Here is a 23,660-nt window from a genome sequence, read left to right as displayed (position 1 = left end):
GCTTTTAAGTTATAGAAGAAAGTAACAAAGAACTAAAAGCATCAAGCTAAAAGCACAGCAAATCAATCGTAAAGAAACGATTGTAGTTGGCGATCACTGAAAGATCGAAAATAAAAAAGAAGGAGGTGCAGATGATGCCAACAATTAACCAATTAGTTCGTAAAAGTAGAAAAGACATACTAAAAAAATCTACTGCTCCAGCACTACAGAAGGGGTATAACTCATTAAACAAAAAAACAACTGACGCAAGTTCTCCACAGAAAAGAGGAGTTTGTACTTCAGTTAAAACAGTTACTCCTAAAAAACCAAACTCAGCTTTAAGAAAAGTTGCCAGAGTTAGATTAACAAACGGTATAGAAGTATCTGCTTATATACCAGGTGAAGGACACAACTTACAGGAACACTCTGTTGTTCTTATAAGAGGTGGTAGAGTAAAAGACTTACCAGGGGTTAGATACCACATACTAAGAGGTACATTAGATACTGCTGGTGTAGACAAAAGAAGACAGTCTAGATCAAAATACGGTGCTAAGAGACCTAAAGACAAAAAATAAGAAAAGTTATATAGTATAACGAAAAAACAAAAACAGACATAGATTATAATGTGATTAAAGAAGTTAGGTGCTTTAAATATAGATATATTTATGGCATCACGGCTGACTATTCGATGTCGAGTACCTATGATTTAAATTTTAATAATTAAGGAGGGAAGCGAAATGCCAAGAAAAGGTAACGTTCCAAAAAGAGAAGTATTACCAGATCCAATGTACGGAAGTAAGGTAGTTACTAAATTAATAAACAATTTAATGTTAGACGGAAAAAGAGGAAAATCTCAGAAAATAGTATACGATGCATTTGATTTAATAGCTGAAAGAACAGGAGAAGACGCTTTAGAAGTTTTCGAAAAAGCTATGGAAAACATAATGCCAGTATTAGAAGTAAAAGCTAGAAGAGTTGGTGGGGCAAACTACCAGGTTCCAATAGAAGTTAGACCAGACAGAAGACAGACATTAGGTCTTAGATGGTTAGTAAGATACACTAGAGCTCGTGGAGAAAAAGGAATGGTTGAAAAGCTAGCTAAAGAAATAATGGACGCAGCTAACAACACAGGAGCTTCAGTTAAGAAAAAAGAAGATACTCATAAAATGGCAGAAGCTAATAAAGCATTTGCTCACTACAGATGGTAGGATTTTAAAAATCGGATTAAATAGAAATCTTCCAATTAAATTCGTAAATTAAGGAGGAAAAAGATGGCTAGAGAGTTTTCACTAGAAAATACTAGAAATATCGGGATAATGGCCCATATAGATGCAGGAAAAACTACTACTACAGAAAGAATTCTTTTCTATACAGGTAAAACTCATAAAATAGGAGAAACTCATGAAGGGGCTTCTCAGATGGACTGGATGGAACAGGAAGCAGAAAGAGGTATAACAATAACTTCAGCTGCTACAACTGTTACATGGAAAGGTAATAGAATAAACGTTATAGATACTCCAGGTCACGTCGACTTCACAGTTGAAGTTGAAAGATCTCTAAGAGTTCTTGACGGTGCTGTTGCTGTATTCTGTGCTAAAGGTGGGGTTGAACCTCAGTCTGAAAATGTATGGAGACAGGCAGAAACTTACGGAGTACCAAGAATAGCATTCATAAACAAAATGGATATACTTGGTGCAGACTTCTACAATGCAGTAGAAATGATGAAAACAAGATTAAGTGCAAACGCTGTTGTTCTTCAGTTACCAATAGGTAAAGAAGATGACTTTGTTGGTATAGTTGATCTATTAAACATGGACGCTATAATATACAAAGACGACAAAGGTGTTGAAATGGAAGAAACTGAAATACCAGAAGATATGAAAGAAATGGCTCAGGAATGGAGAGAAAAAATGGTTGAAGCAGTAGCTGAAACTGACGAAGAGCTAATGATGAAATATCTTGAAGGTGAAGAAATATCAGTTGAAGAATTAAAAACTGCTATAAGAAAAGCTACAATAGCTTGTGAAATGAACCCAGTATTCTGTGGTACTGCTTACAGAAACAAAGGTGTTCAGCCTCTTATAGATGCTATAGTAGATTATTTACCAGCTCCAACTGATATACCATCAATAAAAGGTATATTAGAAGACGGAGAAGAATCTGAAAGACATGCATCTGACGAAGAACCATTCTCAGCATTAGCATTCAAAATAATGACTGACCCATTCGTTGGTAAATTAGCATTCTTCAGAGTTTACTCTGGTACTCTTACTTCTGGTTCATATGTATTAAATGCAACTAAGAATAAAAGAGAAAGAATAGGACGTATACTTCAGATGCACGCTAATACAAGAACTGAAATAACTGAAGTTTACGCTGGAGATATAGCTGCAGCAGTTGGTCTTAAAGATACAACTACTGGTGATACACTTTGTGATCCAGCAGCTCCAATAATACTTGAATCAATGGAATTCCCAGAACCAGTTATATCTGTTGCTATAGAACCAGCTTCTAAAGCAGCTCAGGAAAAAATGGGTATAGCTCTTCAGAAACTTGCTGAAGAAGACCCTACTTTCACAGTTAGAACTGATGAAGAAACTGGACAGACTATAATATCAGGAATGGGTGAATTACACCTTGATATAATAGTTGACAGACTTCTAAGAGAATTCAAAGTTGAAGCTAAAGTTGGTAACCCTCAGGTTGCTTACAGAGAAACAATAACTCAGCCAGTTGACGTTGAATACAAATATCAGAAACAGTCAGGTGGTAGAGGACAGTACGGTCACGTTAAGATCAGAGTTAACCCTACTGAACCAGGTGAAGGATATAAATTCGAAAACAAAACTGTTGGTGGATCAGTTCCTAAAGAATACGTTGGTCCAACTGACATGGGTATACAGGGAGCTATGCAGTCTGGTATAGTTGCTGGTTATCCAGTTGTTGACGTTGCTGTTGAATTATACGATGGTTCTTACCATGAAGTCGATTCATCAGAAATGGCCTTCAAAATGGCTGGTTCTATGGCGTTCAAAAAAGCTATGCAGCAGGGTAACGCAGTATTACTAGAACCATACTTCAAAGTTGAAGTTGTTACTCCAGAAGATTACATGGGTGACGTTATGGGTGACTTAAACTCAAGAAGAGGTCTTATACAGGGAATGGAAGCTAGATCAGGTGCTCAGGTTATAAACGCATTTGTTCCAATGTCTGAAATGTTCGGATACTCAACTGACCTAAGATCTATGACTCAGGGTCGTGCAACATACACAATGATATTTGACCACTACGAACAGGTTCCAGCATCAGTTGCTAAGAAAATAGTAGATGGTAAATAATATATAAAACAAAATAAACAAACACACAAATATTTAAAAAGCACAAAATAGAAGGGTAGCAACTTCTTGCTACCCTGATAAATAAATTTAAAAAAATAATATTACTAGGGAGGATTTTTAAAATGGCTAAAGCTAAATTTGAAAGAAGTAAACCTCATGTTAATATAGGTACTATAGGACACGTTGACCACGGTAAAACTACATTAACAGCAGCAATAACAAAAACATTATTCGACAGATATCACTTAGGAGAAGCAGTAGATTTCGCTAACATAGATAAAGCTCCAGAAGAAAGAGAAAGAGGAATCACAATATCAACTGCACACGTTGAATATGAAACTCCAAACAGACATTACGCACACGTTGACTGCCCAGGACATGCTGACTACGTTAAAAACATGATAACTGGTGCTGCACAGATGGATGGTGCTATATTAGTTGTATCAGCAACTGATGGACCAATGCCACAGACAAGAGAACATATACTATTATCAAGACAGGTTGGTGTACCTTACATAGTTGTATTCTTAAACAAATGTGATATGGTAGACGATGAAGAACTTCTTGAATTAGTTGAAATGGAAGTAAGAGAATTATTAAACGAATATGATTTCCCAGGAGATGATACTCCAATAGTAAGAGGATCTGCATTAAAAGCATTAGAAGATCCATCAAGCGAATGGGGAGATAAAATAGTAGAATTCTTCGAAATGATAGATGAATACATACCAGCTCCAGAAAGAGATGTTGATAAAGACTTCTTAATGCCAGTAGAAGACGTATTCTCTATAACAGGTAGAGGAACAGTTGCAACAGGTAGGGTTGAAAGAGGAGTACTAAAAGTACAGGACGAAGTTGAACTAGTAGGATTAGCAGAAGCTCCAAGAAAAGTAGTAGTAACAGGAGTAGAAATGTTCAGAAAATTACTAGATCAGGCAGAAGCTGGAGATAACATAGGAGCATTATTAAGAGGTGTTCAGAGAAATGAAATAGAAAGAGGACAGGTTCTTGCAAAACCAGGAACAGTTAATGCTCATACAAAATTCACAGCAGAAATATACGTTCTTAAAAAAGAAGAAGGTGGAAGACATACTCCATTCTTCGATGGATACAGACCACAGTTCTACTTCAGAACAACAGACGTAACAGGAGCTTGTAAATTACCAGAAGGAACAGAAATGGTAATGCCTGGAGATAACGTAACAATAGAAGTTGACTTAATAAACTCTATATGTGTTGAAGAAGGATTAAGATTCGCAATAAGAGAAGGTGGAAGAACTGTAGCATCTGGTGTAGTTGCATCAATAATAGAATAATTAATTGATAGATAATTACTTAAATGTTATAGATGAAAGAGAGATCAAAATGATCTCTCTTTTTTTATGGATAAAATTTCAAAAACAGTTGACATGTATACAAAAATTTTGTATACTAAGGAAAGTGTTTGAAAGAAAGAAAAGTAGCCAGTAAGATTTTTAAAAATAGATAAAAATAAATTTGAAAAGCACAAAAAAAGTCTTGCAAAAGTACGTAAGATGAGGTAAAATATATTAGTGTGCTTGAGAGATATATTTAGTTGAAGTTTTGGCTGAACGCTGCAAAATGCTGAAAATGGGTTATAGAAACACCCGGAAGAGTGTATCGGAGGCGGCGGGATATCAAAATTATAATAAATATTTGTAGAAGGAGGGAAATCAAGATGGCTAAAAATGAAAAAATAAGAATAAGATTAAAATCATATGATCACAAATTATTAGATTTTTCTGCTGGAAAAATAGTAGAAACTGCTAAAAAAGCTGGTTCTCAGGTTTCAGGTCCTGTGCCACTACCAACAGAAAAGAAAATAGTTACTATATTAAGAGCTGTTCATAAATACAAAGATTCTAGAGAACAGTTCGAAATAAGAACTCACAAAAGACTTATAGATATAGCTAACCCAACACAGAAAACAGTTGATTCTCTAATGAGATTAGATTTACCAGCTGGTGTTGATATAGAAATAAAATTATAAGAACATATAAACCGCCTAAGATAGAGATATCTTAGAATGATTACTCTTTACGAAGGGCAATCCGCTGTAAGAAAATAATAGGAGGTGCTAATATGAAAGGAATATTAGGGAAAAAAGTTGGTATGACTCAGATATTCACTGAAGAAGGTGTGGTTATACCAGTTACAGTAGTAGAAGTTGGACCAGTTGTTGTAACTCAGGTTAAAACAATAGAAAATGATGGATACAACGCAATACAGGTTGGTTTTGAAGATGCTAAAGAAAAATCATTAAACAAACCAGCTAAAGGACATTTAGCAGCAGCTAATGTACTTAAAAAACACTTAAAAGAATTCAGAGTAGAAAATGCTGCAGAATATACAGTTGGACAGGAAATAAAAGCTGATATATTCGAAGCAGGTGCAAAAATAGATGTTACTGGAATATCTAAAGGTAAAGGATTCCAGGGACCAATAAAAAGACACGGACAGTCAAGAGGACCAGAAACTCACGGTTCTAGATACCACAGAAGACCAGGTTCAATGGGAGCTTGTTCTTATCCAGGTAGAGTTTTCAAAAACAAAAAACTTGCAGGACACATGGGTAGCGTAAAAGTTACTATACAGAATTTAGATTTAGTAAGAGTAGATGCTGAAAAAAATCTTATGTTAGTTAAAGGTGCTATACCAGGAGCTAAAGGTTCAGTAGTAACAATAAAAGAAGCAGTTAAGGCTTCTAAATAACTACTAAGATAGGAAAGGAGGAACAAAAATGCCAAAGATAAATGTTATGAATATTAACGGACAGAATGTTGGTGAAATAGAATTATGTGATTCTATATTCAACGTTGAAGTTAACGAACATGTGCTTTACGAAGCAGTTAAATGTCAGTTAGCAAATAGAAGACAGGGTACTCAGTCAGCTAAAACTAGAGCAGAAGTTAGAGGCGGCGGAAGAAAACCTTGGAAACAGAAAGGTACAGGAAGAGCTAGACAGGGTTCTACTAGATCTGTACAGTGGGTAGGTGGAGGAGTTGCCTTCGCACCAAAACCAAGAAGCTACAAATACACATTACCTAAAAAAGTTAGAAGATTAGCTATGAAATGTGCTTTATCTTCAAAAGTTCAGAACAACGAAATAATAGTATTAGATGCATTAACAATGGATGCTCCTAAAACTAAAGAATTCGTAGCTATATTAAACAACATAAAAGCTTCAAGAAAAGCTCTAGTTGTTACAGCTGAAAAGAACGAAAACGTAATAAAATCAGCAAGAAACATAGAAGGTGTTCAGACTGCATTAGTTAACACTTTAAATGTATACGATATATTAAATCATGACACATTTGTAATAACTACAGATGCTGTTAAGAAAGTGGAGGAGGTGTACGCATAATGACTAATCCACATGACGTTATAATAAGACCAGTCGTTACTGAAAAAAGTATGACAGAAATGGCTGACAAAAAATACACTTTTGTTGTAGATAAGAAAGCTAACAAAACTGAAATAAAAAAAGCTGTAGAAGCTATATTCGACGTTAAAGTTGAAAAAGTAAACACACTAAACTATGATGGAAAAATGAAAAGAATGGGTAGAACTCAGGGAAGAACTGCTAGCTTCAAAAAAGCTGTTGTTAAATTAACAGAAGGAAGCAAAGACATAGAATTCTTCCAGGGAATGTAATATCCTAACTATTTATTAAGGAGGGAAACAAGAATGGCTATTAAAAAGTTTAAACCTACTTCTCCTGCCTTAAGACAGATGACAGTTTTAGTTTCTGATGAAATAACTACTAACAGCCCAGAAAAATCACTTTTAGTTAACCTAAAAAATAACTCTGGTAGAAATGCTCACGGTAGAATAACTGTTCGTCACAGAGGTGGAAGACAGAAAAGAAAATATAGATTAATAGATTTCAAAAGAAATAAAGATGGTATACCTGCAAAGGTTGCTACAATAGAATACGATCCAAATAGAACTGCTAACATAGCTTTATTACACTATGCAGATGGTGAAAAAAGATATATATTAGCACCAGTTGGAATAAAAGTTGGAGATACTTTACTATCAGGTAAAGGTGCTGACATAAAACCAGGTAACTGCTTACAGTTAAAAGACATGCCAGTTGGTACATTAGTTCACAATATAGAACTTAAACCAGGTAAAGGTGGTCAGTTAGTAAGATCAGCAGGAGTTTCTGCTCAGTTAATGGCTAAAGAAGGAAAAAATGCATTACTAAGATTACCATCAGGTGAAATGAGATTAGTAAGCGTAGAATGTAAAGCTACTATAGGACAGGTTGGTAACATAGAACACGGTAACGTTGTTATAGGTAAAGCTGGTAGAACAAGACACATGGGTATGAGACCTACAGTAAGAGGTTCTGTAATGAACCCTAACGACCATCCACACGGTGGTGGGGAAGGTAGAGCTCCAATAGGTAGACCATCACCAGTTACACCTTGGGGTAAACCTGCTCTTGGATACAAAACTAGAAAGAAAAATAAAGCTTCAAATAAATTAATAGTTTCAAGAAGAACTAAATAGTAATCGTTAATAGATTTATTTATTCGGAAAGGAGGATCATACATGTCAAGATCAACTAAAAAAGGACCTTTCGTGCATAAGGGTCTATTAAAGAAAGTAGAAGCTATGAACGCTAGCGGAAACAGAGAAGTTATAAAAACTTGGTCAAGAACTTCTACAATATTCCCACAGTTCGTTGAAAATACAATAGCTGTACATGACGGAAGAAAACATGTTCCAGTATACATAACTGAAGATATGGTTGGACACAAATTAGGAGAATTCGTTCCAACAAGAACTTTCAAAGGACATAAAGACGACGAAAAATCAAATAAAAGAAAATAATTATGTTGAAAGGAGGACCACGTAATGGAAGCAAAAGCTACTGCTAAATATGTACGTGTTTCAGCAAGAAAAGCAGGACAGATATGCGATCTTGTTAGAGGAAAAAATGTTGATGAAGCTTTAGCTATATTAAAGTTCACTCCTAGAGAGGCAGCTTCAATAATAGCAAAAGTTGTTGCATCAGCAAAAGCAAATGCAGAAAACAACCACGAAATGGATACAGATAAATTATACATAGCATCAATAGTTGCAAACCAGGGGCCAACAATGAAAAGATACATGCCTAGAGCTCAGGGTCGTGCATGCGAAATAAGAAAAAGAACTTCTCATATAGAAGTTGTACTTAAAGAAAAATAAGAGAAGGAGGTACAGTAATGGGTCAGAAAGTTAATCCACACGGACTAAGAGTCGGTGTTATAAAAGATTGGGATTCAAGATGGTTCACTAATAATGGTAAAGAGTTCGGAAGCTTCATATTAGAAGACCACAATATCCGTAAATTCTTAAAGAAAAAATTATACTCTGCTGGAGTTGCTAAAATAGAAATAGAAAGATCAGCTAACAAAGTTAAATTAGATTTACATGTTGCTAAACCAGGTGTTGTTATAGGTAGAGCAGGAACTGAAATAGAAGCTTTAAAAGCTGAATTAGAAAAATTAACTGGAAAAACTGTTATAGTTAACATAGTTGAAGTTAAAAATGTAGATAGAGATGCTCAGTTAGTTGCTGAAAATATAGCTGCTGCTATAGAAAGAAGGGTTGCCTTCAGAAGAGCAATGAAACAGGGAATACAGAGAGCTATGAAATCAGGAGCTAAAGGTATAAAAGTTGCTGCTTCTGGTAGATTAGGTGGAGCTGAAATGGCTAGAACAGAAGGATACAGCGAAGGAAATGTACCTCTACAGACTTTAAGATCTGATATAGATTACGGATTCGCTGAAGCAGATACTACTTACGGTAAAATAGGTATAAAAGTTTGGATATGCAACGGTGAAGTTCTTCCAACTAAACACGTTCCAGGTGCAGATCCAAGACCTGAAAGACCAGGTAGAAGAGACAACAGAGATAATAAGAGAAATAACAGAAGAGGAAATGATAGAAACAACAGAGGAAACAGAAGACCTCAGGGATCAAGACCTCAGAGAACTGAAAATAAAGAAAACTAATTAAAAGGTTCGAGGAAGGGAGGAAAAATACTCATGTTAATGCCAAAGAGAGTTAAACGTCGTAGAGTTCACAGAGGAAGCATGTCTGGGAAAGCTAACAAAGGTAACACAGTAACTTACGGTGATTTCGGTCTAGTTGCTATGGAACCATCTTGGATAACTTCAAACCAGATAGAAGCAGCCAGAGTTGCGATGACAAGATATATGAAAAGAGGGGGAAAAGTTTGGATAAAAATATTCCCTCATAAACCAATAACAAGAAAACCAGCTGAAACTCGTATGGGTGCCGGTAAAGGTTCACCAGAATACTGGGTAGCAGTTGTAAAACCAGGAAGAGTAATGTTCGAAATAGGTGGTGTAGGAGAAGAGAAAGCAAGAGAAGCTATGAGACTTGCTGCTAACAAACTACCTATCAAATGTAAATTTGTTAAAAAAGAAGATCAGGTAAAGGGTGGTGAATAGGATGAAAGCTAAAGAATTAAGAGAATTAACAAGTGAACAGCTTACAGAAAAATTAAACGAATTCAAAAGTGAATTATTTAGCTTAAGATTCCAATTAGCTACTGGTCAGTTAGAAAATACAGCTAGAATCAAATTTGTTAAAAAAGATATAGCAAAAGTTAAAACTGTTCTTGCTGAAAGAAAGTTAAACGAAGCTAGAGCTTAATAATTGGAAGGAGGCTTTTTAGACATGGAAAGAGGAAGAAGAAAAGTTAGAATAGGCCGTGTTGTAAGTGATAAAATGGATAAAACAATAGTTGTTGCTGTTGAAGAATTCGTTCGTCATCCATTATACAACAAACGTGTTAAGAGAACAAAAACATTCAAAGCTCATGATGAAAACAACGTATGTAACATCGGAGATAGAGTTAAAATAATGGAAACTAGACCTTTATCAAAAGATAAAAGATTTAGATTAGTTGAAGTTGTTGAAAAGGTTAAATAGTTTTTTTAAGAAGGAGGGATTACGATGATACAGCAGGAAACTCGTCTAAGAGTTGCAGACAACTCTGGTGCCAAAGAACTATTAACTATACGTGTTCTTGGTGGAAGTAAAAGAAGATATGCTAATATAGGCGACGTAGTTGTTGCTACAGTAAAAAGTGCAACACCAGGTGGAGTTGTAAAAAAAGGTAAAGTTGTAAAAGCAGTTATAGTAAGAAGCAAAAAAGGCGTAAGACGTAACGACGGAAGTTATATATCATTTGATGAAAATGCAGCAGTTATAATAAAAGACGATAAAACTCCAGTAGGAACTCGTATATTTGGGCCTGTTGCAAGAGAATTAAGAGATAATGACTTTATGAAAATAGTTTCTCTTGCTCCAGAAGTTTTATAATTAAGGAGGTGCAATGAGAAATGATGAGAGTTAAAAAAGGTGACACTGTAGTAGTTATAGCAGGAAAAGACAAAGGTAAAAAAGGTACAGTTCTTAACGTAAACCCTAAAGCAAACAAAGTTACTGTTGAAGGAGTTAACGTAATAACTAAACACCAGAAACCATCTGCTATGAACCAGCAGGGTGGAATAATAAACAAAGAAGCTCCAATAGATATGTCTAACGTAATGCCATTTGATCCTGAAACAGGAAAAGGTGTTAGAGTTAGATTCGTAGAAAAAGACGGAGTTAAAGTAAGAGTATCAGCAAAGAGCGGAAAAGAATTATAATAAGTAATGAAAGGAGGGACCTTAAATGGCTTCTAGATTAGAAGAAAAATACATAAAAGAAGTTGCTCCAGCTTTAATGGAGAAATTTGAATACAAAAACGTAATGGAAATACCTAAATTAGTTAAAATAGTTATAAACATGGGGATAGGTGACGCTAAAGAAAATCCAAAAGGATTAGAAAAAGCTGTTGAAGAATTAGAATTAATAGCAGGTCAGAAACCAGTTATAACAAGAGCTAGAAAATCTGTTGCGAACTTCAAATTAAGAGAAGGAATGCCAATAGGTACAAAAGTTACATTAAGAGATGACAAAATGTTCTACTTCATGGATAAATTAGTTTCTGTTTCTTTACCAAGAGTTAGAGACTTCAGAGGTGTAAGTGCAGATTCATTCGACGGAAGAGGAAACTACGCACTAGGAATAAAAGAACAGTTAATATTCCCTGAAATAGAATACGATAAAGTAGACAAAGTTAGAGGAATGGACATAATCTTCGTTACTACAGCTAAAACTGACGAAGAAGCTCGTGAATTAATAAAATTATTAGGAATGCCATTTTCTAAGTAAGTAAAGGAGGGATTCCCGTGGCTAGAAAAGCAATGGTTGTTAAACAGCAGAAAAAACAGAAATATAAAACTAGAGAATACACTAGATGTTCTATATGTGGAAGACCACATGCAGTTTTAAAAGACTTTGGAATATGCCGTATATGCTTTAGAGAATTAGCATACAAAGGTGAAATACCTGGCGTAAGAAAAGCAAGTTGGTAAGATTTGGAAAGAATGGAAGGAGGGCTATAAAATGACAATGACAGATCCAATTGCAGATATGCTTACTCGTATAAGAAATGCGAACACAGTTAAGCATGAAACTGTTGACGTTCCCGCTTCTAACATAAAAAAAGAAATAGCTAGAATACTTCTTGAAGAAGGTTTCGTTAAAGGTTATGACGTTATAGAAGATGGAAAACAGGGAATAATAAGATTACAATTAAAGTACGGAATAGAAGGCGAAAGAGTAATATCAGGACTTAAGAGAATATCTAAACCTGGTATGAGAGTTTACAGCTCTAAAGACGAAATACCAAAGGTATTAAACGGATTAGGTGTAGCTATAATGTCTACTTCTAAAGGTATATTAACAGATAGAGAAGCAAGAAAAGAAAATGTTGGTGGAGAAGTAATCTGCTACGTTTGGTAATAATCGTTTAAAAAGTAAGGAGGTGCTACGATGTCAAGAATAGGTGTTAAACCAATAAACGTTCCTGCAGGAGTTGAAGTTGAAATAGCTGAAGGAAACTTAGTTACAGTAAAAGGACCAAAAGGAACATTAGTAAAACAGTTAAGTGATGAATTAACTATAAACAAAGAAGAAAATACAATAGTTGTTACAAGACCAACTGACAACAAAAAACATAGATCTTTACACGGATTAACAAGAACTTTACTAAACAACATGATAATTGGTGTTAGTGAAGGATACGAAAAGAAAATGGAATTAAAGGGTGTTGGTTATAGAGCTCAGAAAAACGGAAAAACATTAGTTATGAACTTAGGATTCTCTCATCCAGTAGAAATGGAAGATCCAGAAGGTATAACAGTTGAGTGTCCAAACCAGCTAGAAATAGTTGTTAAAGGTACTGACAAACAGTTAGTAGGAAACTACGCTGCTAAAATAAGAGCTTGGAGAAAACCAGAACCATATAAAGGTAAAGGTATAAGATACGTTGATGAAGTAATCATACGTAAAGAAGGTAAAACTGGTAAAAAATAAGTAAAATAATTACTTAATATACACACTGGAAAGGAGTGAATGAAGTGATAAAAAAAGCTGATAAAAACGCTAAAAGAGTTCAGAGACATAAAAGAGTAAGAAAAAATCTTGCTGGTACAGCTGCTAGACCAAGACTTTGTGTTTTCAGAAGTGCTAACAACATATATGCTCAGATAATAGATGACGTTCAGAGAGTTACTTTAACTGCTGCTTCTTCATTAGAAAAAGAAGTTAAAGAAGCTGTTGGACATACAGGAAACAAAGAAGCAGCTAGAAAAGTTGGAGAATTAGTTGCTAAAAAAGCTATAGAAAAAGGAATCACTGAAGTTGTATTCGACAGAGGTGGATATATATATCACGGAAGAATAAAAGAATTAGCAGACGGAGCTAGAGAAGCTGGTCTTAAATTCTAATAAAAAGGAGGGAAACACATGCTACGTAAACCAATAGATGCATCAGCTCTTGATCTACAGGAAAGAGTTGTTGAAGTTAGACGTGTTACTAAAGTTGTTAAAGGTGGTAGAAACTTTAGATTCGCAGCTTTAGTAGTTGTTGGAGATGAAAACGGACATGTAGGTATAGGTTCTGGGAAAGCAATGGAAGTTCCAGACGCTATAAAAAAAGCCGTAGAAGATGCTAAAAAGAATTTAATAACTGTACCAATGGTTGGTACTACTATACCTCACGAAGTTAACGGACACTTCGGTGCTGGTAAAATACTTATAATGCCTGCTGCAGAAGGTACAGGAGTTATAGCAGGGGGTCCTGCAAGAGCCGTACTTGAATTAGCTGGATTAAAAGACGTTAGAGCTAAATCTTTAGGTTCTAATAACCCAAGAAACATGGTAAACGCAACTATAGAAGGACTTAATTCACTTAAAACAGCTGAAGATATAGCTAGATTAAGAGGAAAAAAAGTTGAAGAATTATTAGGTTAAGGAGGTAGTTAAAATGGCTAAATTACAGATAAAATTAGTTAGAAGTACAATAGGAACTACTCCTAATCAGAGAAAAAACGTTGAAGCGTTAGGGTTAAGAAAAAGAGAACAGGTAGTAGTTAAAGAAGATACACCTCAGATGAGAGGTATGATAAAAAAAGTTTCTCACTTAGTAGAAGTGACTGAAATAGCTGAATAATAATCAAAACGGAAATTAAAGGAGGTGCAAAACCATGAAATTACATGAATTAAAACCTGCTAAAGGTGCTGTAAGATCTACTAAAAGATTAGGTAGAGGTACTGCGACTGGACAGGGTAAAACTTCAGGACGTGGACAGAAAGGTCAGTGGTCTCGTTCAGGTGGAGGAGTTAGAGTTGGTTTCGAAGGTGGACAGATGCCTTTATCAAGAAGACTTCCTAAGAGAGGTTTCACTAACATATTTGCTAAAGAATACACTGAAGTAAACGTTAAAGATCTTAACAGATTCGAAAACGGAACTGAAATAACAGCTGAATTATTAAAATCAACTAAAGTTATAAGCAAAATAGCTAAAGATGGAATAAAAATCTTAGGTGAAGGTGAATTAGAAAAAGCTTTAACAGTTAAAGCAGCTAAATTCACTGCTTCAGCTCAGGAAAAAATAGAAAAAGCTGGAGGAAAAGCAGAGTTAGTATAATAACCTGCTGTTCTCCAGGCCAGTCAAGCGGGGTGATTAAAACGTGCTGTCACAGATAAAGCAGGCTTGGAAACTTAAGGAAATAAGAAAAAAACTTCTATATACACTAATGATGGTAGTGGTATTCAGAATAGGTACTACTATACCGGTGCCAGGGATAGACACAAGTATTATAAAACAGATGGTAGAAGGTAATAATCTTTTATCTCTATACAATATGTTTACTGGGGGAGCATTTAGTAACTTTACACTATTTGCTTTAGGAATAGGACCTTATATCACTGCTTCGATCATCATACAGCTTCTTACTGTTGGATTTGAAAGTTTAAAAGAACTTCAAAAATCAGGAGAAGAAGGAAAGAAAAAGATGGATAAGTACACAAGATGTACTGCACTTGCACTAGCATTTGTTCAGGCGATAGGAATAACACTTGGAATTGTTAGAAGTGCTTTAAAATCTGATAATGTATTTTTCATCACAACTGTTATAATAACACTTGTTTCTGCCAGTATGATGGTTATGTGGATTGGTGATAGAATAACAGAAAAAGGACTAGGAAATGGTAGTTCTGTTATAATATTTGTTGGTATAATATCAAGAATACCAATAGATGGAATAGCTATAGCAAACCAAATAAAATCTGGTGCTACACCAATTTGGGCTGCTATACTTCTTGTTGTAGTAATACTTTTAACTATATTAGGTGTTACATTTATACAGGAAGCTACAAGAAAGATACCAGTTCAGTATGCGAAAAGAGTTGTTGGAAGAAAAATGTATGGAGGACAGAGTTCTCACATACCTATGAAAGTTAACCAGTCAGGAGTTATGCCAATAATATTCGCAAGTTCTATATTAGCTATGCCACAGACAATAGCAATGTTCATGGGAACAGATGCTCAGCAGTTTGTTCAGCAGTGGTTAAGTGGAGCTACAGAGCAGGGATTCTGGATATATAGATCAATAGAAATATTACTTATAATATTCTTCTCATATTTCTACACAACTATATCTTTCAATGTAGAAGATATAACTAAGAATATGAAAAATGGTGGTGGATTTATACCAGGAATAAGACCTGGAAAACCAACAGAAGATTATTTATCAAGAATATTATCAAGATTAACTTTAGCTGGTGCTGCATTCCTAGGTGTAATCGCTATGATACCAGCACTTATAACTCATTATCTTTCATTACCGATGAGTTTAGCAGGTACTTCACTTCTAATCGTTGTCGGAGTTGCTCTTGAATTAAAGAGACAGCTTGAATCGAATTTAGTAATGAGAAATTACCAGGGATTTTTAAAATAATTTATCGAATTGGAGATGAATAATATGAGAATAATATTACTTGGACCTCCAGGGGCAGGTAAAGGTACTCAGGCAGCAAAAATAGTGGAAAAATACGATATACCTCATATATCTACTGGAGACATATTTAGAAAGAATATAAAAGAAGGCACAGAATTAGGAACAAAAGCAAAAGAATACATGGATCAGGGACTTCTAGTTCCAGATGAATTAACTTGCGGACTTGTTGTTGATAGAATATCTCAGGAAGATTGCAAAAATGGATTCATGCTTGATGGATTCCCAAGAAATATAAATCAGGCTGAACAGCTTGACAAATATTTAAATGAAGCTGGATTAAAACTTGATAAAATAGTTAACATAGAAGTTGATAAGAGTATATTAGTAGGAAGAGCTGTAGGAAGAAGAATATGTAAAGCTTGCGGTGCAACATTCCACGTAGAATTTAATCCAACTAAAGTAGAAGGCGTTTGTGACAAATGTGGAGAACCTCTACATCAGAGAGCAGACGACAATGAAGAAACTGTTTCTAGAAGAATACAGGTTTACTTAGATGAAACTAAACCATTAGTAGGATATTATTCTGAACAGGGAATAGTAGCTGACATAAATGGTGATCAGGATATAGATAAAGTATTCGCTGATATAGTAGAATCTTTAAGCTAATCAATGATAATCAAGAAAAATGATAGACAAATAGAACTCATGAGAGAAGCGGGAAAAATAGTCGCTGATACTCATGAAGTTCTGAGAAAAGCTATTGCTCCTGGAATATCAACTGAGGAGTTAGATAAAATAGCTGAAAATAATATCAGGAAGTATAATGCAGAACCTTCTTTTAAAGGGTATAACGGATTCCCGGCAAGTATTTGCACTTCAATCAATGAAGAGGTTGTCCATGGAATACCTGGGAAAAGAATACTTCAAGAAGGTGACATTATAAGTATTGATATAGGTGCCTATTATAAAGGATATCATGGGGATGCTGCAAAGACACATGCCGTTGCTGTGATATCTGAAGAGGATAGGAAACTAATAGAAGTTACAAAAGAGAGCTTCTATGAAGGATTAAAATTTGCGAAAGTCGGATATAGACTTTCAGATATCTCGCATGCGATACAAGTACACATACAAAATAACAACTTTTCAGTAGTTAGGGCATATGCTGGACATGGAGTAGGGAAACGACTTCACGAAAGTCCAGAGATACTTAACTATGGTCCACCAGGTAAAGGCCCTAGATTAAAAAAGGGTATGGTGTTAGCCATTGAGCCAATGGTAAACGTCGGGACTTGCCACGTGTTCACTTTATCAAATGGATGGACTGCTGTTACAGCAGATAAGAAAAAATCAGCTCACTACGAGCACACAATAGCAATTACTGAAGATGAACCTCTTATACTTACAGAGTTTTAGTCAAGGTAATAAAAAGTTAAGCAAATTAGAAAGACAGATCTTTTGAGTGATAGTATTAAGAGCCAAAGATACTATCCTCAAAAGATATAATGAAATCTTTATAAAAGCGGAACTTAAGAAGCTGGTAAAAAATCAGCTTACTGAAATGGAGGTTTGGTTAATTAATATGGCCAAAAAAGATGTTATAGAATTAGAAGGTACAGTTGTTGAAAGCTTACCTAATGCAATGTTTAAAGTAAAACTTGAAAATGGACATGAAATATTATGTCACATTTCAGGGAAGCTAAGAATGAACTTCATAAGAATTCTTGAAGGGGACAAGGTAAATGTTGAACTTTCACCTTACGATCTTACAAGAGGAAGAATCACTTGGCGTAAGAAGTAGACGTTTTAGTCTGAGGAGGGATAAATAATGAAGGTTAGACCATCAGTAAAACCAATATGTGAAAAATGTAAAGTTATAAAAAGAAAAGGTAAAGTAATGGTTATATGTGAAAACCCTAAACACAAACAGAAACAGGGATAAAACTTATAAAATATTACTAGTATTTTAGTCGCTTATGTAGTATAATAATATACTGTGATTGTTAACAGCGGCGTTGAATATTGATAATTATCTAGATACGGAAAATAAATTGAAATCAATTATAGGAGGTGCAATAATGGCAAGAATAGCTGGGGTAGACTTACCTAGAGAAAAAAGAGCAGAAATAGGCTTAACTTATATATATGGTATAGGTAAAGCAACTTCAAATGAAATATTAGCTAAAGCCGGGATAAATCCTGATACAAGAATAAAAGATTTATCAGAAGACGAAGTTAATGAATTAAGAAAAATAATAGATGAAGACTTCTTAGTTGAAGGTGACTTAAGAAGAGAAATAGCTTTAAATATAAAAAGACTTAGAGATATAAAATGCTACAGAGGTATAAGACACATGAAAGGTCTTCCATGTAGAGGTCAGAAAACTAAAACTAATGCAAGAACAAGAAAAGGTCCTAAAAAGACTGTATCTCGTAAAAAGAAAAAATAAATTAAATTAACTATATATTAAAAATATAAAGGAGGGAAACAGTAAAAATGGCAAAAGCTAAAAAGAAAGTAACACGTGTTAGAAGAAAAGAACGTAAAAATATAGAACGTGGACATGCACATATACAGTCTACATTTAATAATACAATAGTAACTTTAACTGACGTACACGGAAACGCAATATCTTGGGCGTCTTCAGGTCAGTTAGGATTCAAAGGATCAAGAAAAGCGACTCCATTCGCATCTCAGATGGCAGCAGAAACAGCTGCAAAAGCTGCAATGGAACACGGTTTAAAAACTGTTGAAGTATTCGTAAAAGGACCAGGTTCAGGAAGAGAAGCTGCAATAAGAGCTTTACAGGCAACAGGTCTAGAAGTAACTATGATAAAAGACGTTACTCCAATACCACACAACGGTTGTAGACCACCAAAAAGAAGAAGAGTGTAATTCGAGAATATATATATAGAAATAATCGCAGGAGGTGTAATTTAATGGCAAGATATACAGGTGCATCATGCAGACAGTGCCGTAGAGAAGGAATGAAATTATTCCTTAAAGGTGACAGATGCTATACAGATAAATGTGCTTTAGATAGAAGAAACTACGCTCCAGGTCAGCACGGACAGGGAAGAAAAAAAGTTTCTAACTACGGAGAACAGTTAAGAGAAAAACAGAAAGTTAAAAGAATATACGGAGTTCTAGAAACTCAGTTCAGAAACTTATATGAAAGAGCAGAAAAAATGCCTGGTAAAACAGGGGCTAATCTTTTAAGCTTATTAGAAAGAAGATTAGACAATGTTGTTTACAGAATGGGATTAGCTGCATCTAGAAAAGAAGCTAGACAGTTAGTAACTCATGCTCACTTTACTTTAAATGGTAAAAAAGTTGATATACCATCTTTAACAGTTAATGTTGGTGATGTTATAGCAGTTAAAGAAACATCTAAATCATCAGCTAAATTCAAAGCTTTAGTTGAAAACAACACTAGAATAGCTCCAAACTGGTTAGAAAATAACTTAGATGAAATGTGTGCTAAAGTTGTTTCTCTTCCAACTAGAGAAGATATAGATCTTGAAATAGCTGAACACTTAATCATAGAGTTATACTCTAAATAATAAGAAATTAGTTAGCTTAATAACTTATATTAAATTAAAATTTATTTACCCTCAGTGGATTACTGAATGTTAAGGAGGGTTTTATCCATGATAGAAATAGAAAAGCCAAAGGTAGATATAATAGAACTTAGCGAAGATTTCAGATATGGTAAATTCGTAGTTGAACCTCTTGAAAGAGGATATGGAATAACTATAGGAAATGCACTAAGAAGAATACTGTTATCTTCATTACCAGGTGTTGCAGTTAACGCTGTTAAAATAGAAGGAGTTCTTCATGAATTCTCTACTATACCTGGAGTTAAAGAAGATGTTACAGAAATAATATTAACTTTAAAAGAACTTTCAGCTACTATAGACGGTGAAGGTAACAGAACACTTAAAATAGAAGCTCAGGGTCCTTGCACAGTAACAGGTGCAGACATAATATGCCCACCAGATGTTGAAATAATAAACAAGGATCTTAAAATAGCTACATTAGACGAAGGTTCTAAGCTTAATATGGATATACATGTTGACAAAGGCAGAGGATATGTTCCTGCTGAAGAAAACAAAACAGAAAACATGCCAATAGGTGTATTACCTGTTGACTCAATATATACTCCTGTAGAAAAAGTAAACTACCATGTTGAAAATACAAGAGTAGGTCAGAAATCTGACTATGATAAATTAACTTTAGAAGTTTGGACAAATGGAAGCATAAATCCTCAGGAAGGAATATCTCTAGCTGCCAAAGTTCTAGTTGAACATCTTAAACTATTCATAGATTTAACAGAGCATGTAAGCAATGTTGAAATAATGGTAGAAAAAGAAGAAGACCAGAAAGAAAAAGTTCTTGAAATGACAATCGAAGAATTAGATTTATCAGTAAGATCATACAACTGTTTAAAAAGAGCGGGTATAAACACAGTAGAAGAACTAGCTAATAAATCTGAAGACGATATGATGAAGGTTAGAAACCTAGGTAAAAAATCTCTAGAAGAAGTTATACAGAAACTAGATGAATTAGGACTAGGATTAAAACCTAACGAAGAATAATGGACTTTCGAATATAAATAAATTTATAAACTCGAAAAGGAGGGGACAGAATGGCAACTTACCGTAAATTAGGTCGTGAAACTGCTCACAGAAACCTTATGTTAAGAAACTTAGTAACTGACTTACTAAGAGAAGGAAGAATAGAAACTACAGTAACTAGAGCAAAAGAAACTCGTAGAATGGCTGAAAAGATGATAACTCTTGCAAAAAGAGGAGATCTTCACGCTAGAAGACAGGTTTTAGCTTATGTTCTTGATGAAACTGTTGTTAGTAACTTATTCACAGAAATAGCTCCAAAATATGCTGAAAGAAATGGTGGATATACTAGAATAATCAAAAAAGGACCAAGAAGAGGCGACGCTGCTGAAATGGCCTTCATAGAATTAGTATAATTACTGTATTGATAAATAAATGCTATGGTATTTTATATGCCATAGCATTTTTAGAATTAAAGATATAATCAAAAAAACTAAGAAAATTATAATGAATTGACTTTATACAATAAATATCTGAGGAAATAAAAATTTAATTTAATATAAGAAAAAAGAGCTACTAGAGGAATAAATATCTAGAGGGAATATAAACTGGGGATACAGGCTGTTAGACTTTACAGTCTGTTTTTTTTATGCAAAAATTCTTGATAATATAATTAAAGACTTAATTAATGTATGGATATAATCTATAAACTTATTTAATATTCGAAAATTTATAGATATAGTGTATAAAATCCTCTATAATTGTATCTGTTGTATATTAATTGTATGATATAATAAACTATTATAATGTTTTATATAAGTGCAATAGTAAAGATTTAAATGTATTAGAAAAAGGGGTGTAAATAATGGAAAATCTTATACAGATAAAAAACCTTTCCTTTTGCTATGAAAATGAAGAGGGCGACAAGTATAAAGCTATAGATGATTTTAGTTTAAATATAAAAAAAGGTGAATTTGTTGTAATAATAGGGCACAATGGTTCTGGAAAATCAACACTTTCAAAAAATATGAATGCTATACTAAAGCCTACTGAAGGGGATATAATTGTAAATGGAATGAATACAAAAGATGCAGATAAAATGTGGGATATAAGACAGACTGCAGGAATGGTATTTCAGAATCCAGACAACCAGATAGTTGCTACAATAGTTGAAGAGGATGTAGCATTTGGGCCAGAAAACTTAGGAATAGAGCCGGCAGAGATAAGAAGAAGAGTAGAAGAATCTCTAAAGAGTGTAGGAATGTACGAATTTAAAGATAGACAGCCACACTTACTTTCTGGAGGACAGAAACAGAGAGTTGCAATAGCTGGAATAATAGCTATGAAGCCTGAATGCATAATATTCGATGAGGCTACAGCAATGCTAGATCCATCTGGTAGAAAAGAAGTAATGAAAACAATAAAAAAATTAAATAAAGAAGAAAATATAACTGCAATACACATAACTCACTTTATGGAAGAAGCTGTAGAAGCTGACAGAGTTATAGTTATGGAAAAGGGTAAAAAAGTATTAGAAGGGACTCCACGAGAAGTATTTAAAGAGATAGACAGACTTAAAAAAATAGGTCTTGATGTGCCTTGTATGACTGAAATATCTCACATGCTAAATAAAGAGGGATTAAAAATAAGAGAAGATATATTAACAGTGGATGAAATGGTGAATGAATTATGTCTATTAAAGTAAGAAACTTAACATACATATACGATGAGGGGATGCCATTTGAAAACAGAGCTATAGACGATATATCGTTTGATATAGAGGATAATGACTTTGTTGGACTAATTGGGCACACAGGCTCAGGAAAATCTACACTTATACAGCATTTAAATGGACTTCTAAAGCCTTCATCAGGAAGCATATACATAAATGACTTTGAAATAACTCAGAAGGATATAAACCTAACAGAAATAAGAAAAAGAGTTGGGGTAGTATTCCAGTATCCAGAGTACCAGTTATTTGAAGAAACAATAGAAAAAGATATAGCATTTGGTCCGGGAAATATGGGACTAGATCAAGAGGAAATAACTAAAAGAGTAAAAGCTTCTATGGAAGCTGTTGGACTAGACTACGAAAAATATAGAGAAAAATCTCCATTTGAATTATCTGGTGGTCAGAAGAGAAGGGTCGCAATAGCTGGAGTAATAGCTATGGATCCAGAAGTATTAATACTTGATGAACCTACAGCAGGACTAGATCCAGGTGGTAGAGAAGAAATATTTGAACTTATAAAAAAACTACACAGAGAAAGAAATATAACAGTAATACTATCATCTCACAGTATGGATGATATGGCTAAATTAGTCAAAACACTTATAGTAATGAATAAAGGAAAAATAGAATTTATGGGAAATCCTAGAGAGGTATTCAATAACAATGCCCATAGACTAAAAGAAATAGGTCTAGATATACCTCAGGTTCTAGAATTAGCGATTAAATTAAGAGAAAAAGGCTTTGATATTAGACAGGATATAATAACACCTGAAGAAGCTAAAGACGAAATACTAAGAGTGATAGGAGGTAGAAAATAATGTTAAAAGATATAACTGTTGGTCAGTACTATCCTACATCATCTCCTATACACAAATTAGATGCAGGATTAAAATTAATAGCTACGATATTATTTATGATATCAATATTTATGATAAATAAAATGCCTGTGTATATAGGTGTATTTGCTGTTTTATTAATACTTACTGTAATGTCAAAAATACCAGTAAAATTTATCCTAAAGGGACTAAAACCACTTAAATGGATAATATTATTCACATTTATCGTGAACATGTTCTGCATACCTGGTGAAAAAATATGGTCATTTGGATTTTTAGCGATAACTAAAGAAGGTATCAGACAGGCGATATTTATGTCTATAAGACTTGCAATGCTTATAGTGGGTACATCATTATTAACGCTTACAACATCTCCTATAGCGCTTACAGATGGTATAGAGAGGGTATTAAATCCATTTAAGAAAATAGGTTTACCAGTGCATGAACTTGCAATGATGATGACTATAGCTTTAAGATTTATACCAACACTACTAGACGAAACTGATAAGATAATGAAAGCTCAGATGTCTAGAGGTGCAGACTTTGAAAGTAAGAAGCTTATAAACAGAGCGAAGAGTCTTGTTCCACTTTTAGTACCGCTATTTGTAAGTGCATTTAGAAGAGCTGACGAGCTTGCTATGGCAATGGAAGCTAGATGCTATAGAGGTGGAGACAATAGAACAAAAATGAAGGAAACTGTAATAGGTAAAAGCGAGTATATTGCTACGGTACTTATAATAATCTACATGGCTCTTATAGCTGCATCAAGATACGTATTATAATAGTTTTGCCTATTTGGAGG

38 protein-coding genes are annotated in these 23,660 nt (G+C 34.3%); all 38 read left to right on the top strand.

Annotated elements, in window-relative coordinates; all coding sequences use genetic code 11:
* The first annotated feature begins 134 nt into the window (after positions 1-134).
* The 38 genes from rpsL to KGNDJEFE_RS00095 all read left to right on the top strand — a co-directional run bounded on the left by rpsL (position 135) and on the right by KGNDJEFE_RS00095 (position 23,640).
* Positions 135-554, top strand: a complete 420-nt coding sequence (gene rpsL, locus KGNDJEFE_RS00280; protein WP_040410588.1) for a 30S ribosomal protein S12 — start codon at positions 135-137, stop codon at positions 552-554.
* A gap of 162 nt (positions 555-716) precedes the next feature.
* Positions 717-1,187: a 30S ribosomal protein S7 gene (gene rpsG / locus KGNDJEFE_RS00275; protein ID WP_006440492.1), complete on the top strand. Its 471-nt coding sequence runs from the start codon at positions 717-719 to the stop codon at positions 1,185-1,187.
* A 63-nt stretch (positions 1,188-1,250) separates the two neighbouring features.
* Positions 1,251-3,317 (top strand): elongation factor G, encoded by a 2,067-nt coding sequence (gene fusA, locus KGNDJEFE_RS00270; protein WP_006440493.1) that lies wholly within the window; start codon positions 1,251-1,253, stop codon positions 3,315-3,317.
* Between the two features lie 122 nt (positions 3,318-3,439).
* Positions 3,440-4,633, top strand: a complete 1,194-nt coding sequence (gene tuf, locus KGNDJEFE_RS00265; protein WP_118549961.1) for an elongation factor Tu — start codon at positions 3,440-3,442, stop codon at positions 4,631-4,633.
* Between the two features lie 383 nt (positions 4,634-5,016).
* Complete coding sequence (gene rpsJ, locus KGNDJEFE_RS00260) at positions 5,017-5,328, top strand: 30S ribosomal protein S10 (protein WP_006440495.1); 312 nt, start codon at positions 5,017-5,019, stop codon at positions 5,326-5,328.
* Between the two features lie 92 nt (positions 5,329-5,420).
* Positions 5,421-6,050 carry a 50S ribosomal protein L3 gene (rplC, locus tag KGNDJEFE_RS00255; RefSeq protein ID WP_006440496.1) on the top strand — a complete coding sequence of 210 codons (630 nt, stop codon included), beginning with the start codon at positions 5,421-5,423 and terminating at the stop codon, positions 6,048-6,050.
* Between the two features lie 28 nt (positions 6,051-6,078).
* Positions 6,079-6,702, top strand: a complete 624-nt coding sequence (gene rplD / locus KGNDJEFE_RS00250; protein ID WP_006440497.1) for a 50S ribosomal protein L4 — start codon at positions 6,079-6,081, stop codon at positions 6,700-6,702.
* On the top strand, positions 6,702-6,992 hold the full coding sequence (gene rplW / locus KGNDJEFE_RS00245) for a 50S ribosomal protein L23 (protein WP_006440498.1): 291 nt from the start codon (positions 6,702-6,704) through the stop codon (positions 6,990-6,992). The genes rplD and rplW overlap by 1 nt, the downstream gene beginning before the upstream one ends.
* A 33-nt stretch (positions 6,993-7,025) precedes the next feature.
* Positions 7,026-7,856 (top strand): 50S ribosomal protein L2, encoded by an 831-nt coding sequence (gene rplB / locus KGNDJEFE_RS00240; RefSeq protein WP_006440499.1) that lies wholly within the window; start codon positions 7,026-7,028, stop codon positions 7,854-7,856.
* 42 nt (positions 7,857-7,898) lie between these two features.
* A complete protein-coding gene (gene rpsS, locus KGNDJEFE_RS00235; RefSeq protein WP_006440500.1) occupies positions 7,899-8,180 on the top strand; it encodes a 30S ribosomal protein S19 in 282 nt (93 codons plus the stop codon).
* A 24-nt stretch (positions 8,181-8,204) separates the two neighbouring features.
* Complete coding sequence (rplV, locus tag KGNDJEFE_RS00230) at positions 8,205-8,537, top strand: 50S ribosomal protein L22 (RefSeq protein ID WP_006440501.1); 333 nt, start codon at positions 8,205-8,207, stop codon at positions 8,535-8,537.
* Between the two features lie 17 nt (positions 8,538-8,554).
* On the top strand, positions 8,555-9,346 hold the full coding sequence (gene rpsC / locus KGNDJEFE_RS00225) for a 30S ribosomal protein S3 (protein WP_006440502.1): 792 nt from the start codon (positions 8,555-8,557) through the stop codon (positions 9,344-9,346).
* Between the two features lie 33 nt (positions 9,347-9,379).
* Positions 9,380-9,808: a 50S ribosomal protein L16 gene (gene rplP, locus KGNDJEFE_RS00220; RefSeq protein WP_040410589.1), complete on the top strand. Its 429-nt coding sequence runs from the start codon at positions 9,380-9,382 to the stop codon at positions 9,806-9,808.
* Position 9,809: 1 nt separating this feature from the next.
* Positions 9,810-10,013 carry a 50S ribosomal protein L29 gene (rpmC, locus tag KGNDJEFE_RS00215; RefSeq protein ID WP_006440504.1) on the top strand — a complete coding sequence of 68 codons (204 nt, stop codon included), beginning with the start codon at positions 9,810-9,812 and terminating at the stop codon, positions 10,011-10,013.
* A gap of 24 nt (positions 10,014-10,037) precedes the next feature.
* Entirely contained in the window at positions 10,038-10,292 is a 255-nt protein-coding gene (gene rpsQ, locus KGNDJEFE_RS00210; RefSeq protein WP_040410590.1) for a 30S ribosomal protein S17, read from the top strand.
* Between the two features lie 24 nt (positions 10,293-10,316).
* Positions 10,317-10,685 carry a 50S ribosomal protein L14 gene (gene rplN, locus KGNDJEFE_RS00205; RefSeq protein WP_006440506.1) on the top strand — a complete coding sequence of 123 codons (369 nt, stop codon included), beginning with the start codon at positions 10,317-10,319 and terminating at the stop codon, positions 10,683-10,685.
* Between the two features lie 23 nt (positions 10,686-10,708).
* Positions 10,709-11,014 (top strand): 50S ribosomal protein L24, encoded by a 306-nt coding sequence (gene rplX / locus KGNDJEFE_RS00200; RefSeq protein ID WP_006440507.1) that lies wholly within the window; start codon positions 10,709-10,711, stop codon positions 11,012-11,014.
* 25 nt (positions 11,015-11,039) lie between these two features.
* Complete coding sequence (gene rplE, locus KGNDJEFE_RS00195) at positions 11,040-11,582, top strand: 50S ribosomal protein L5 (RefSeq protein ID WP_006440508.1); 543 nt, start codon at positions 11,040-11,042, stop codon at positions 11,580-11,582.
* A gap of 17 nt (positions 11,583-11,599) precedes the next feature.
* Positions 11,600-11,785 carry a type Z 30S ribosomal protein S14 gene (locus KGNDJEFE_RS00190; RefSeq protein WP_006440509.1) on the top strand — a complete coding sequence of 62 codons (186 nt, stop codon included), beginning with the start codon at positions 11,600-11,602 and terminating at the stop codon, positions 11,783-11,785.
* Positions 11,786-11,816: 31 nt separating this feature from the next.
* The gene (rpsH, locus tag KGNDJEFE_RS00185) at positions 11,817-12,215 is read left to right on the top strand and encodes a 30S ribosomal protein S8 (protein ID WP_006440511.1); all 399 of its coding nucleotides are present in this window, start codon (positions 11,817-11,819) and stop codon (positions 12,213-12,215) included.
* A 30-nt stretch (positions 12,216-12,245) separates the two neighbouring features.
* The gene (gene rplF / locus KGNDJEFE_RS00180; protein ID WP_006440512.1) at positions 12,246-12,788 is read left to right on the top strand and encodes a 50S ribosomal protein L6; all 543 of its coding nucleotides are present in this window, start codon (positions 12,246-12,248) and stop codon (positions 12,786-12,788) included.
* Between the two features lie 44 nt (positions 12,789-12,832).
* Positions 12,833-13,201 (top strand): 50S ribosomal protein L18, encoded by a 369-nt coding sequence (rplR, locus tag KGNDJEFE_RS00175; RefSeq protein ID WP_040410591.1) that lies wholly within the window; start codon positions 12,833-12,835, stop codon positions 13,199-13,201.
* 18 nt (positions 13,202-13,219) lie between these two features.
* Positions 13,220-13,726, top strand: coding sequence for a 30S ribosomal protein S5 (rpsE, locus tag KGNDJEFE_RS00170; RefSeq protein ID WP_006440515.1), 507 nt, complete (start codon positions 13,220-13,222; stop codon positions 13,724-13,726).
* 13 nt (positions 13,727-13,739) lie between these two features.
* Positions 13,740-13,925: a 50S ribosomal protein L30 gene (gene rpmD / locus KGNDJEFE_RS00165; RefSeq protein ID WP_006440516.1), complete on the top strand. Its 186-nt coding sequence runs from the start codon at positions 13,740-13,742 to the stop codon at positions 13,923-13,925.
* 34 nt (positions 13,926-13,959) lie between these two features.
* Positions 13,960-14,403 carry a 50S ribosomal protein L15 gene (rplO, locus tag KGNDJEFE_RS00160; RefSeq protein ID WP_006440517.1) on the top strand — a complete coding sequence of 148 codons (444 nt, stop codon included), beginning with the start codon at positions 13,960-13,962 and terminating at the stop codon, positions 14,401-14,403.
* Positions 14,404-14,446: 43 nt separating this feature from the next.
* The gene (gene secY, locus KGNDJEFE_RS00155) at positions 14,447-15,715 is read left to right on the top strand and encodes a preprotein translocase subunit SecY (protein ID WP_006440518.1); all 1,269 of its coding nucleotides are present in this window, start codon (positions 14,447-14,449) and stop codon (positions 15,713-15,715) included.
* A 24-nt stretch (positions 15,716-15,739) separates the two neighbouring features.
* Entirely contained in the window at positions 15,740-16,381 is a 642-nt protein-coding gene (locus KGNDJEFE_RS00150; RefSeq protein WP_006440519.1) for an adenylate kinase, read from the top strand.
* Between the two features lie 3 nt (positions 16,382-16,384).
* Positions 16,385-17,131, top strand: coding sequence for a type I methionyl aminopeptidase (gene map / locus KGNDJEFE_RS00145; protein WP_006440520.1), 747 nt, complete (start codon positions 16,385-16,387; stop codon positions 17,129-17,131).
* Between the two features lie 166 nt (positions 17,132-17,297).
* Positions 17,298-17,516 (top strand): translation initiation factor IF-1, encoded by a 219-nt coding sequence (gene infA, locus KGNDJEFE_RS00140; protein WP_040410592.1) that lies wholly within the window; start codon positions 17,298-17,300, stop codon positions 17,514-17,516.
* Between the two features lie 27 nt (positions 17,517-17,543).
* Positions 17,544-17,657 carry a 50S ribosomal protein L36 gene (gene rpmJ, locus KGNDJEFE_RS00135; protein ID WP_002509257.1) on the top strand — a complete coding sequence of 38 codons (114 nt, stop codon included), beginning with the start codon at positions 17,544-17,546 and terminating at the stop codon, positions 17,655-17,657.
* Between the two features lie 136 nt (positions 17,658-17,793).
* A complete protein-coding gene (rpsM, locus tag KGNDJEFE_RS00130; RefSeq protein WP_040410593.1) occupies positions 17,794-18,165 on the top strand; it encodes a 30S ribosomal protein S13 in 372 nt (123 codons plus the stop codon).
* A gap of 47 nt (positions 18,166-18,212) precedes the next feature.
* The gene (gene rpsK, locus KGNDJEFE_RS00125) at positions 18,213-18,611 is read left to right on the top strand and encodes a 30S ribosomal protein S11 (protein ID WP_006440523.1); all 399 of its coding nucleotides are present in this window, start codon (positions 18,213-18,215) and stop codon (positions 18,609-18,611) included.
* 44 nt (positions 18,612-18,655) lie between these two features.
* Positions 18,656-19,279 (top strand): 30S ribosomal protein S4, encoded by a 624-nt coding sequence (gene rpsD / locus KGNDJEFE_RS00120; protein ID WP_006440524.1) that lies wholly within the window; start codon positions 18,656-18,658, stop codon positions 19,277-19,279.
* A gap of 87 nt (positions 19,280-19,366) precedes the next feature.
* Entirely contained in the window at positions 19,367-20,314 is a 948-nt protein-coding gene (locus KGNDJEFE_RS00115) for a DNA-directed RNA polymerase subunit alpha (protein WP_006440525.1), read from the top strand.
* Positions 20,315-20,364: 50 nt separating this feature from the next.
* Entirely contained in the window at positions 20,365-20,706 is a 342-nt protein-coding gene (rplQ, locus tag KGNDJEFE_RS00110; protein WP_006440526.1) for a 50S ribosomal protein L17, read from the top strand.
* Positions 20,707-21,155: 449 nt separating this feature from the next.
* Positions 21,156-21,995, top strand: coding sequence for an energy-coupling factor transporter ATPase (locus KGNDJEFE_RS00105; protein WP_006440527.1), 840 nt, complete (start codon positions 21,156-21,158; stop codon positions 21,993-21,995).
* Positions 21,980-22,840 carry an energy-coupling factor transporter ATPase gene (locus KGNDJEFE_RS00100; protein WP_006440528.1) on the top strand — a complete coding sequence of 287 codons (861 nt, stop codon included), beginning with the start codon at positions 21,980-21,982 and terminating at the stop codon, positions 22,838-22,840. Before KGNDJEFE_RS00105 ends, KGNDJEFE_RS00100 begins: the two co-directional genes overlap by 16 nt.
* Positions 22,840-23,640, top strand: coding sequence for an energy-coupling factor transporter transmembrane component T family protein (locus tag KGNDJEFE_RS00095; protein ID WP_006440529.1), 801 nt, complete (start codon positions 22,840-22,842; stop codon positions 23,638-23,640). The genes KGNDJEFE_RS00100 and KGNDJEFE_RS00095 overlap by 1 nt, the downstream gene beginning before the upstream one ends.
* Positions 23,641-23,660 lie beyond the last annotated feature (20 nt).

The organism is Peptacetobacter hiranonis (genome assembly GCF_008151785.1).
GTDB classification, from domain to species: domain Bacteria; phylum Bacillota; class Clostridia; order Peptostreptococcales; family Peptostreptococcaceae; genus Peptacetobacter; species Peptacetobacter hiranonis.
This window is presented reverse-complemented; position numbering and strand designations above follow the sequence as displayed.

What these genes read in the sequence shown, in the direction of transcription:
- rpsM (WP_040410593.1), top strand. Translation starts at nt 17,794, where the DNA reads ATGGCAAGAATAGCTGGGGTAGACTTACCTAGAGAAAAAAGAGCAGAA.
- rplC (WP_006440496.1), top strand. Translation starts at nt 5,421, where the DNA reads ATGAAAGGAATATTAGGGAAAAAAGTTGGTATGACTCAGATATTCACT.
- rpsL (WP_040410588.1), top strand. Translation starts at nt 135, where the DNA reads ATGCCAACAATTAACCAATTAGTTCGTAAAAGTAGAAAAGACATACTA.
- rplQ (WP_006440526.1), top strand. Translation starts at nt 20,365, where the DNA reads ATGGCAACTTACCGTAAATTAGGTCGTGAAACTGCTCACAGAAACCTT.
- KGNDJEFE_RS00100 (WP_006440528.1), top strand. Translation starts at nt 21,980, where the DNA reads ATGTCTATTAAAGTAAGAAACTTAACATACATATACGATGAGGGGATG.
- fusA (WP_006440493.1), top strand. Translation starts at nt 1,251, where the DNA reads ATGGCTAGAGAGTTTTCACTAGAAAATACTAGAAATATCGGGATAATG.
- rplW (WP_006440498.1), top strand. Translation starts at nt 6,702, where the DNA reads ATGACTAATCCACATGACGTTATAATAAGACCAGTCGTTACTGAAAAA.
- rpsK (WP_006440523.1), top strand. Translation starts at nt 18,213, where the DNA reads ATGGCAAAAGCTAAAAAGAAAGTAACACGTGTTAGAAGAAAAGAACGT.
- rpsE (WP_006440515.1), top strand. Translation starts at nt 13,220, where the DNA reads ATGCTACGTAAACCAATAGATGCATCAGCTCTTGATCTACAGGAAAGA.
- rplV (WP_006440501.1), top strand. Translation starts at nt 8,205, where the DNA reads ATGGAAGCAAAAGCTACTGCTAAATATGTACGTGTTTCAGCAAGAAAA.
- rpsD (WP_006440524.1), top strand. Translation starts at nt 18,656, where the DNA reads ATGGCAAGATATACAGGTGCATCATGCAGACAGTGCCGTAGAGAAGGA.
- rpsG (WP_006440492.1), top strand. Translation starts at nt 717, where the DNA reads ATGCCAAGAAAAGGTAACGTTCCAAAAAGAGAAGTATTACCAGATCCA.
- KGNDJEFE_RS00150 (WP_006440519.1), top strand. Translation starts at nt 15,740, where the DNA reads ATGAGAATAATATTACTTGGACCTCCAGGGGCAGGTAAAGGTACTCAG.
- rpsJ (WP_006440495.1), top strand. Translation starts at nt 5,017, where the DNA reads ATGGCTAAAAATGAAAAAATAAGAATAAGATTAAAATCATATGATCAC.
- map (WP_006440520.1), top strand. Translation starts at nt 16,385, where the DNA reads ATGATAATCAAGAAAAATGATAGACAAATAGAACTCATGAGAGAAGCG.
- rpsS (WP_006440500.1), top strand. Translation starts at nt 7,899, where the DNA reads ATGTCAAGATCAACTAAAAAAGGACCTTTCGTGCATAAGGGTCTATTA.
- rplX (WP_006440507.1), top strand. Translation starts at nt 10,709, where the DNA reads ATGAGAGTTAAAAAAGGTGACACTGTAGTAGTTATAGCAGGAAAAGAC.
- rplN (WP_006440506.1), top strand. Translation starts at nt 10,317, where the DNA reads ATGATACAGCAGGAAACTCGTCTAAGAGTTGCAGACAACTCTGGTGCC.
- rpmD (WP_006440516.1), top strand. Translation starts at nt 13,740, where the DNA reads ATGGCTAAATTACAGATAAAATTAGTTAGAAGTACAATAGGAACTACT.
- rplP (WP_040410589.1), top strand. Translation starts at nt 9,380, where the DNA reads ATGTTAATGCCAAAGAGAGTTAAACGTCGTAGAGTTCACAGAGGAAGC.
- rpsC (WP_006440502.1), top strand. Translation starts at nt 8,555, where the DNA reads ATGGGTCAGAAAGTTAATCCACACGGACTAAGAGTCGGTGTTATAAAA.
- rplF (WP_006440512.1), top strand. Translation starts at nt 12,246, where the DNA reads ATGTCAAGAATAGGTGTTAAACCAATAAACGTTCCTGCAGGAGTTGAA.
- KGNDJEFE_RS00105 (WP_006440527.1), top strand. Translation starts at nt 21,156, where the DNA reads ATGGAAAATCTTATACAGATAAAAAACCTTTCCTTTTGCTATGAAAAT.
- infA (WP_040410592.1), top strand. Translation starts at nt 17,298, where the DNA reads ATGGCCAAAAAAGATGTTATAGAATTAGAAGGTACAGTTGTTGAAAGC.
- rplD (WP_006440497.1), top strand. Translation starts at nt 6,079, where the DNA reads ATGCCAAAGATAAATGTTATGAATATTAACGGACAGAATGTTGGTGAA.
- rpmJ (WP_002509257.1), top strand. Translation starts at nt 17,544, where the DNA reads ATGAAGGTTAGACCATCAGTAAAACCAATATGTGAAAAATGTAAAGTT.
- rpmC (WP_006440504.1), top strand. Translation starts at nt 9,810, where the DNA reads ATGAAAGCTAAAGAATTAAGAGAATTAACAAGTGAACAGCTTACAGAA.
- rpsQ (WP_040410590.1), top strand. Translation starts at nt 10,038, where the DNA reads ATGGAAAGAGGAAGAAGAAAAGTTAGAATAGGCCGTGTTGTAAGTGAT.
- KGNDJEFE_RS00095 (WP_006440529.1), top strand. Translation starts at nt 22,840, where the DNA reads ATGTTAAAAGATATAACTGTTGGTCAGTACTATCCTACATCATCTCCT.
- rplB (WP_006440499.1), top strand. Translation starts at nt 7,026, where the DNA reads ATGGCTATTAAAAAGTTTAAACCTACTTCTCCTGCCTTAAGACAGATG.
- rplO (WP_006440517.1), top strand. Translation starts at nt 13,960, where the DNA reads ATGAAATTACATGAATTAAAACCTGCTAAAGGTGCTGTAAGATCTACT.
- tuf (WP_118549961.1), top strand. Translation starts at nt 3,440, where the DNA reads ATGGCTAAAGCTAAATTTGAAAGAAGTAAACCTCATGTTAATATAGGT.
- rpsH (WP_006440511.1), top strand. Translation starts at nt 11,817, where the DNA reads ATGACAATGACAGATCCAATTGCAGATATGCTTACTCGTATAAGAAAT.
- rplE (WP_006440508.1), top strand. Translation starts at nt 11,040, where the DNA reads ATGGCTTCTAGATTAGAAGAAAAATACATAAAAGAAGTTGCTCCAGCT.
- KGNDJEFE_RS00115 (WP_006440525.1), top strand. Translation starts at nt 19,367, where the DNA reads ATGATAGAAATAGAAAAGCCAAAGGTAGATATAATAGAACTTAGCGAA.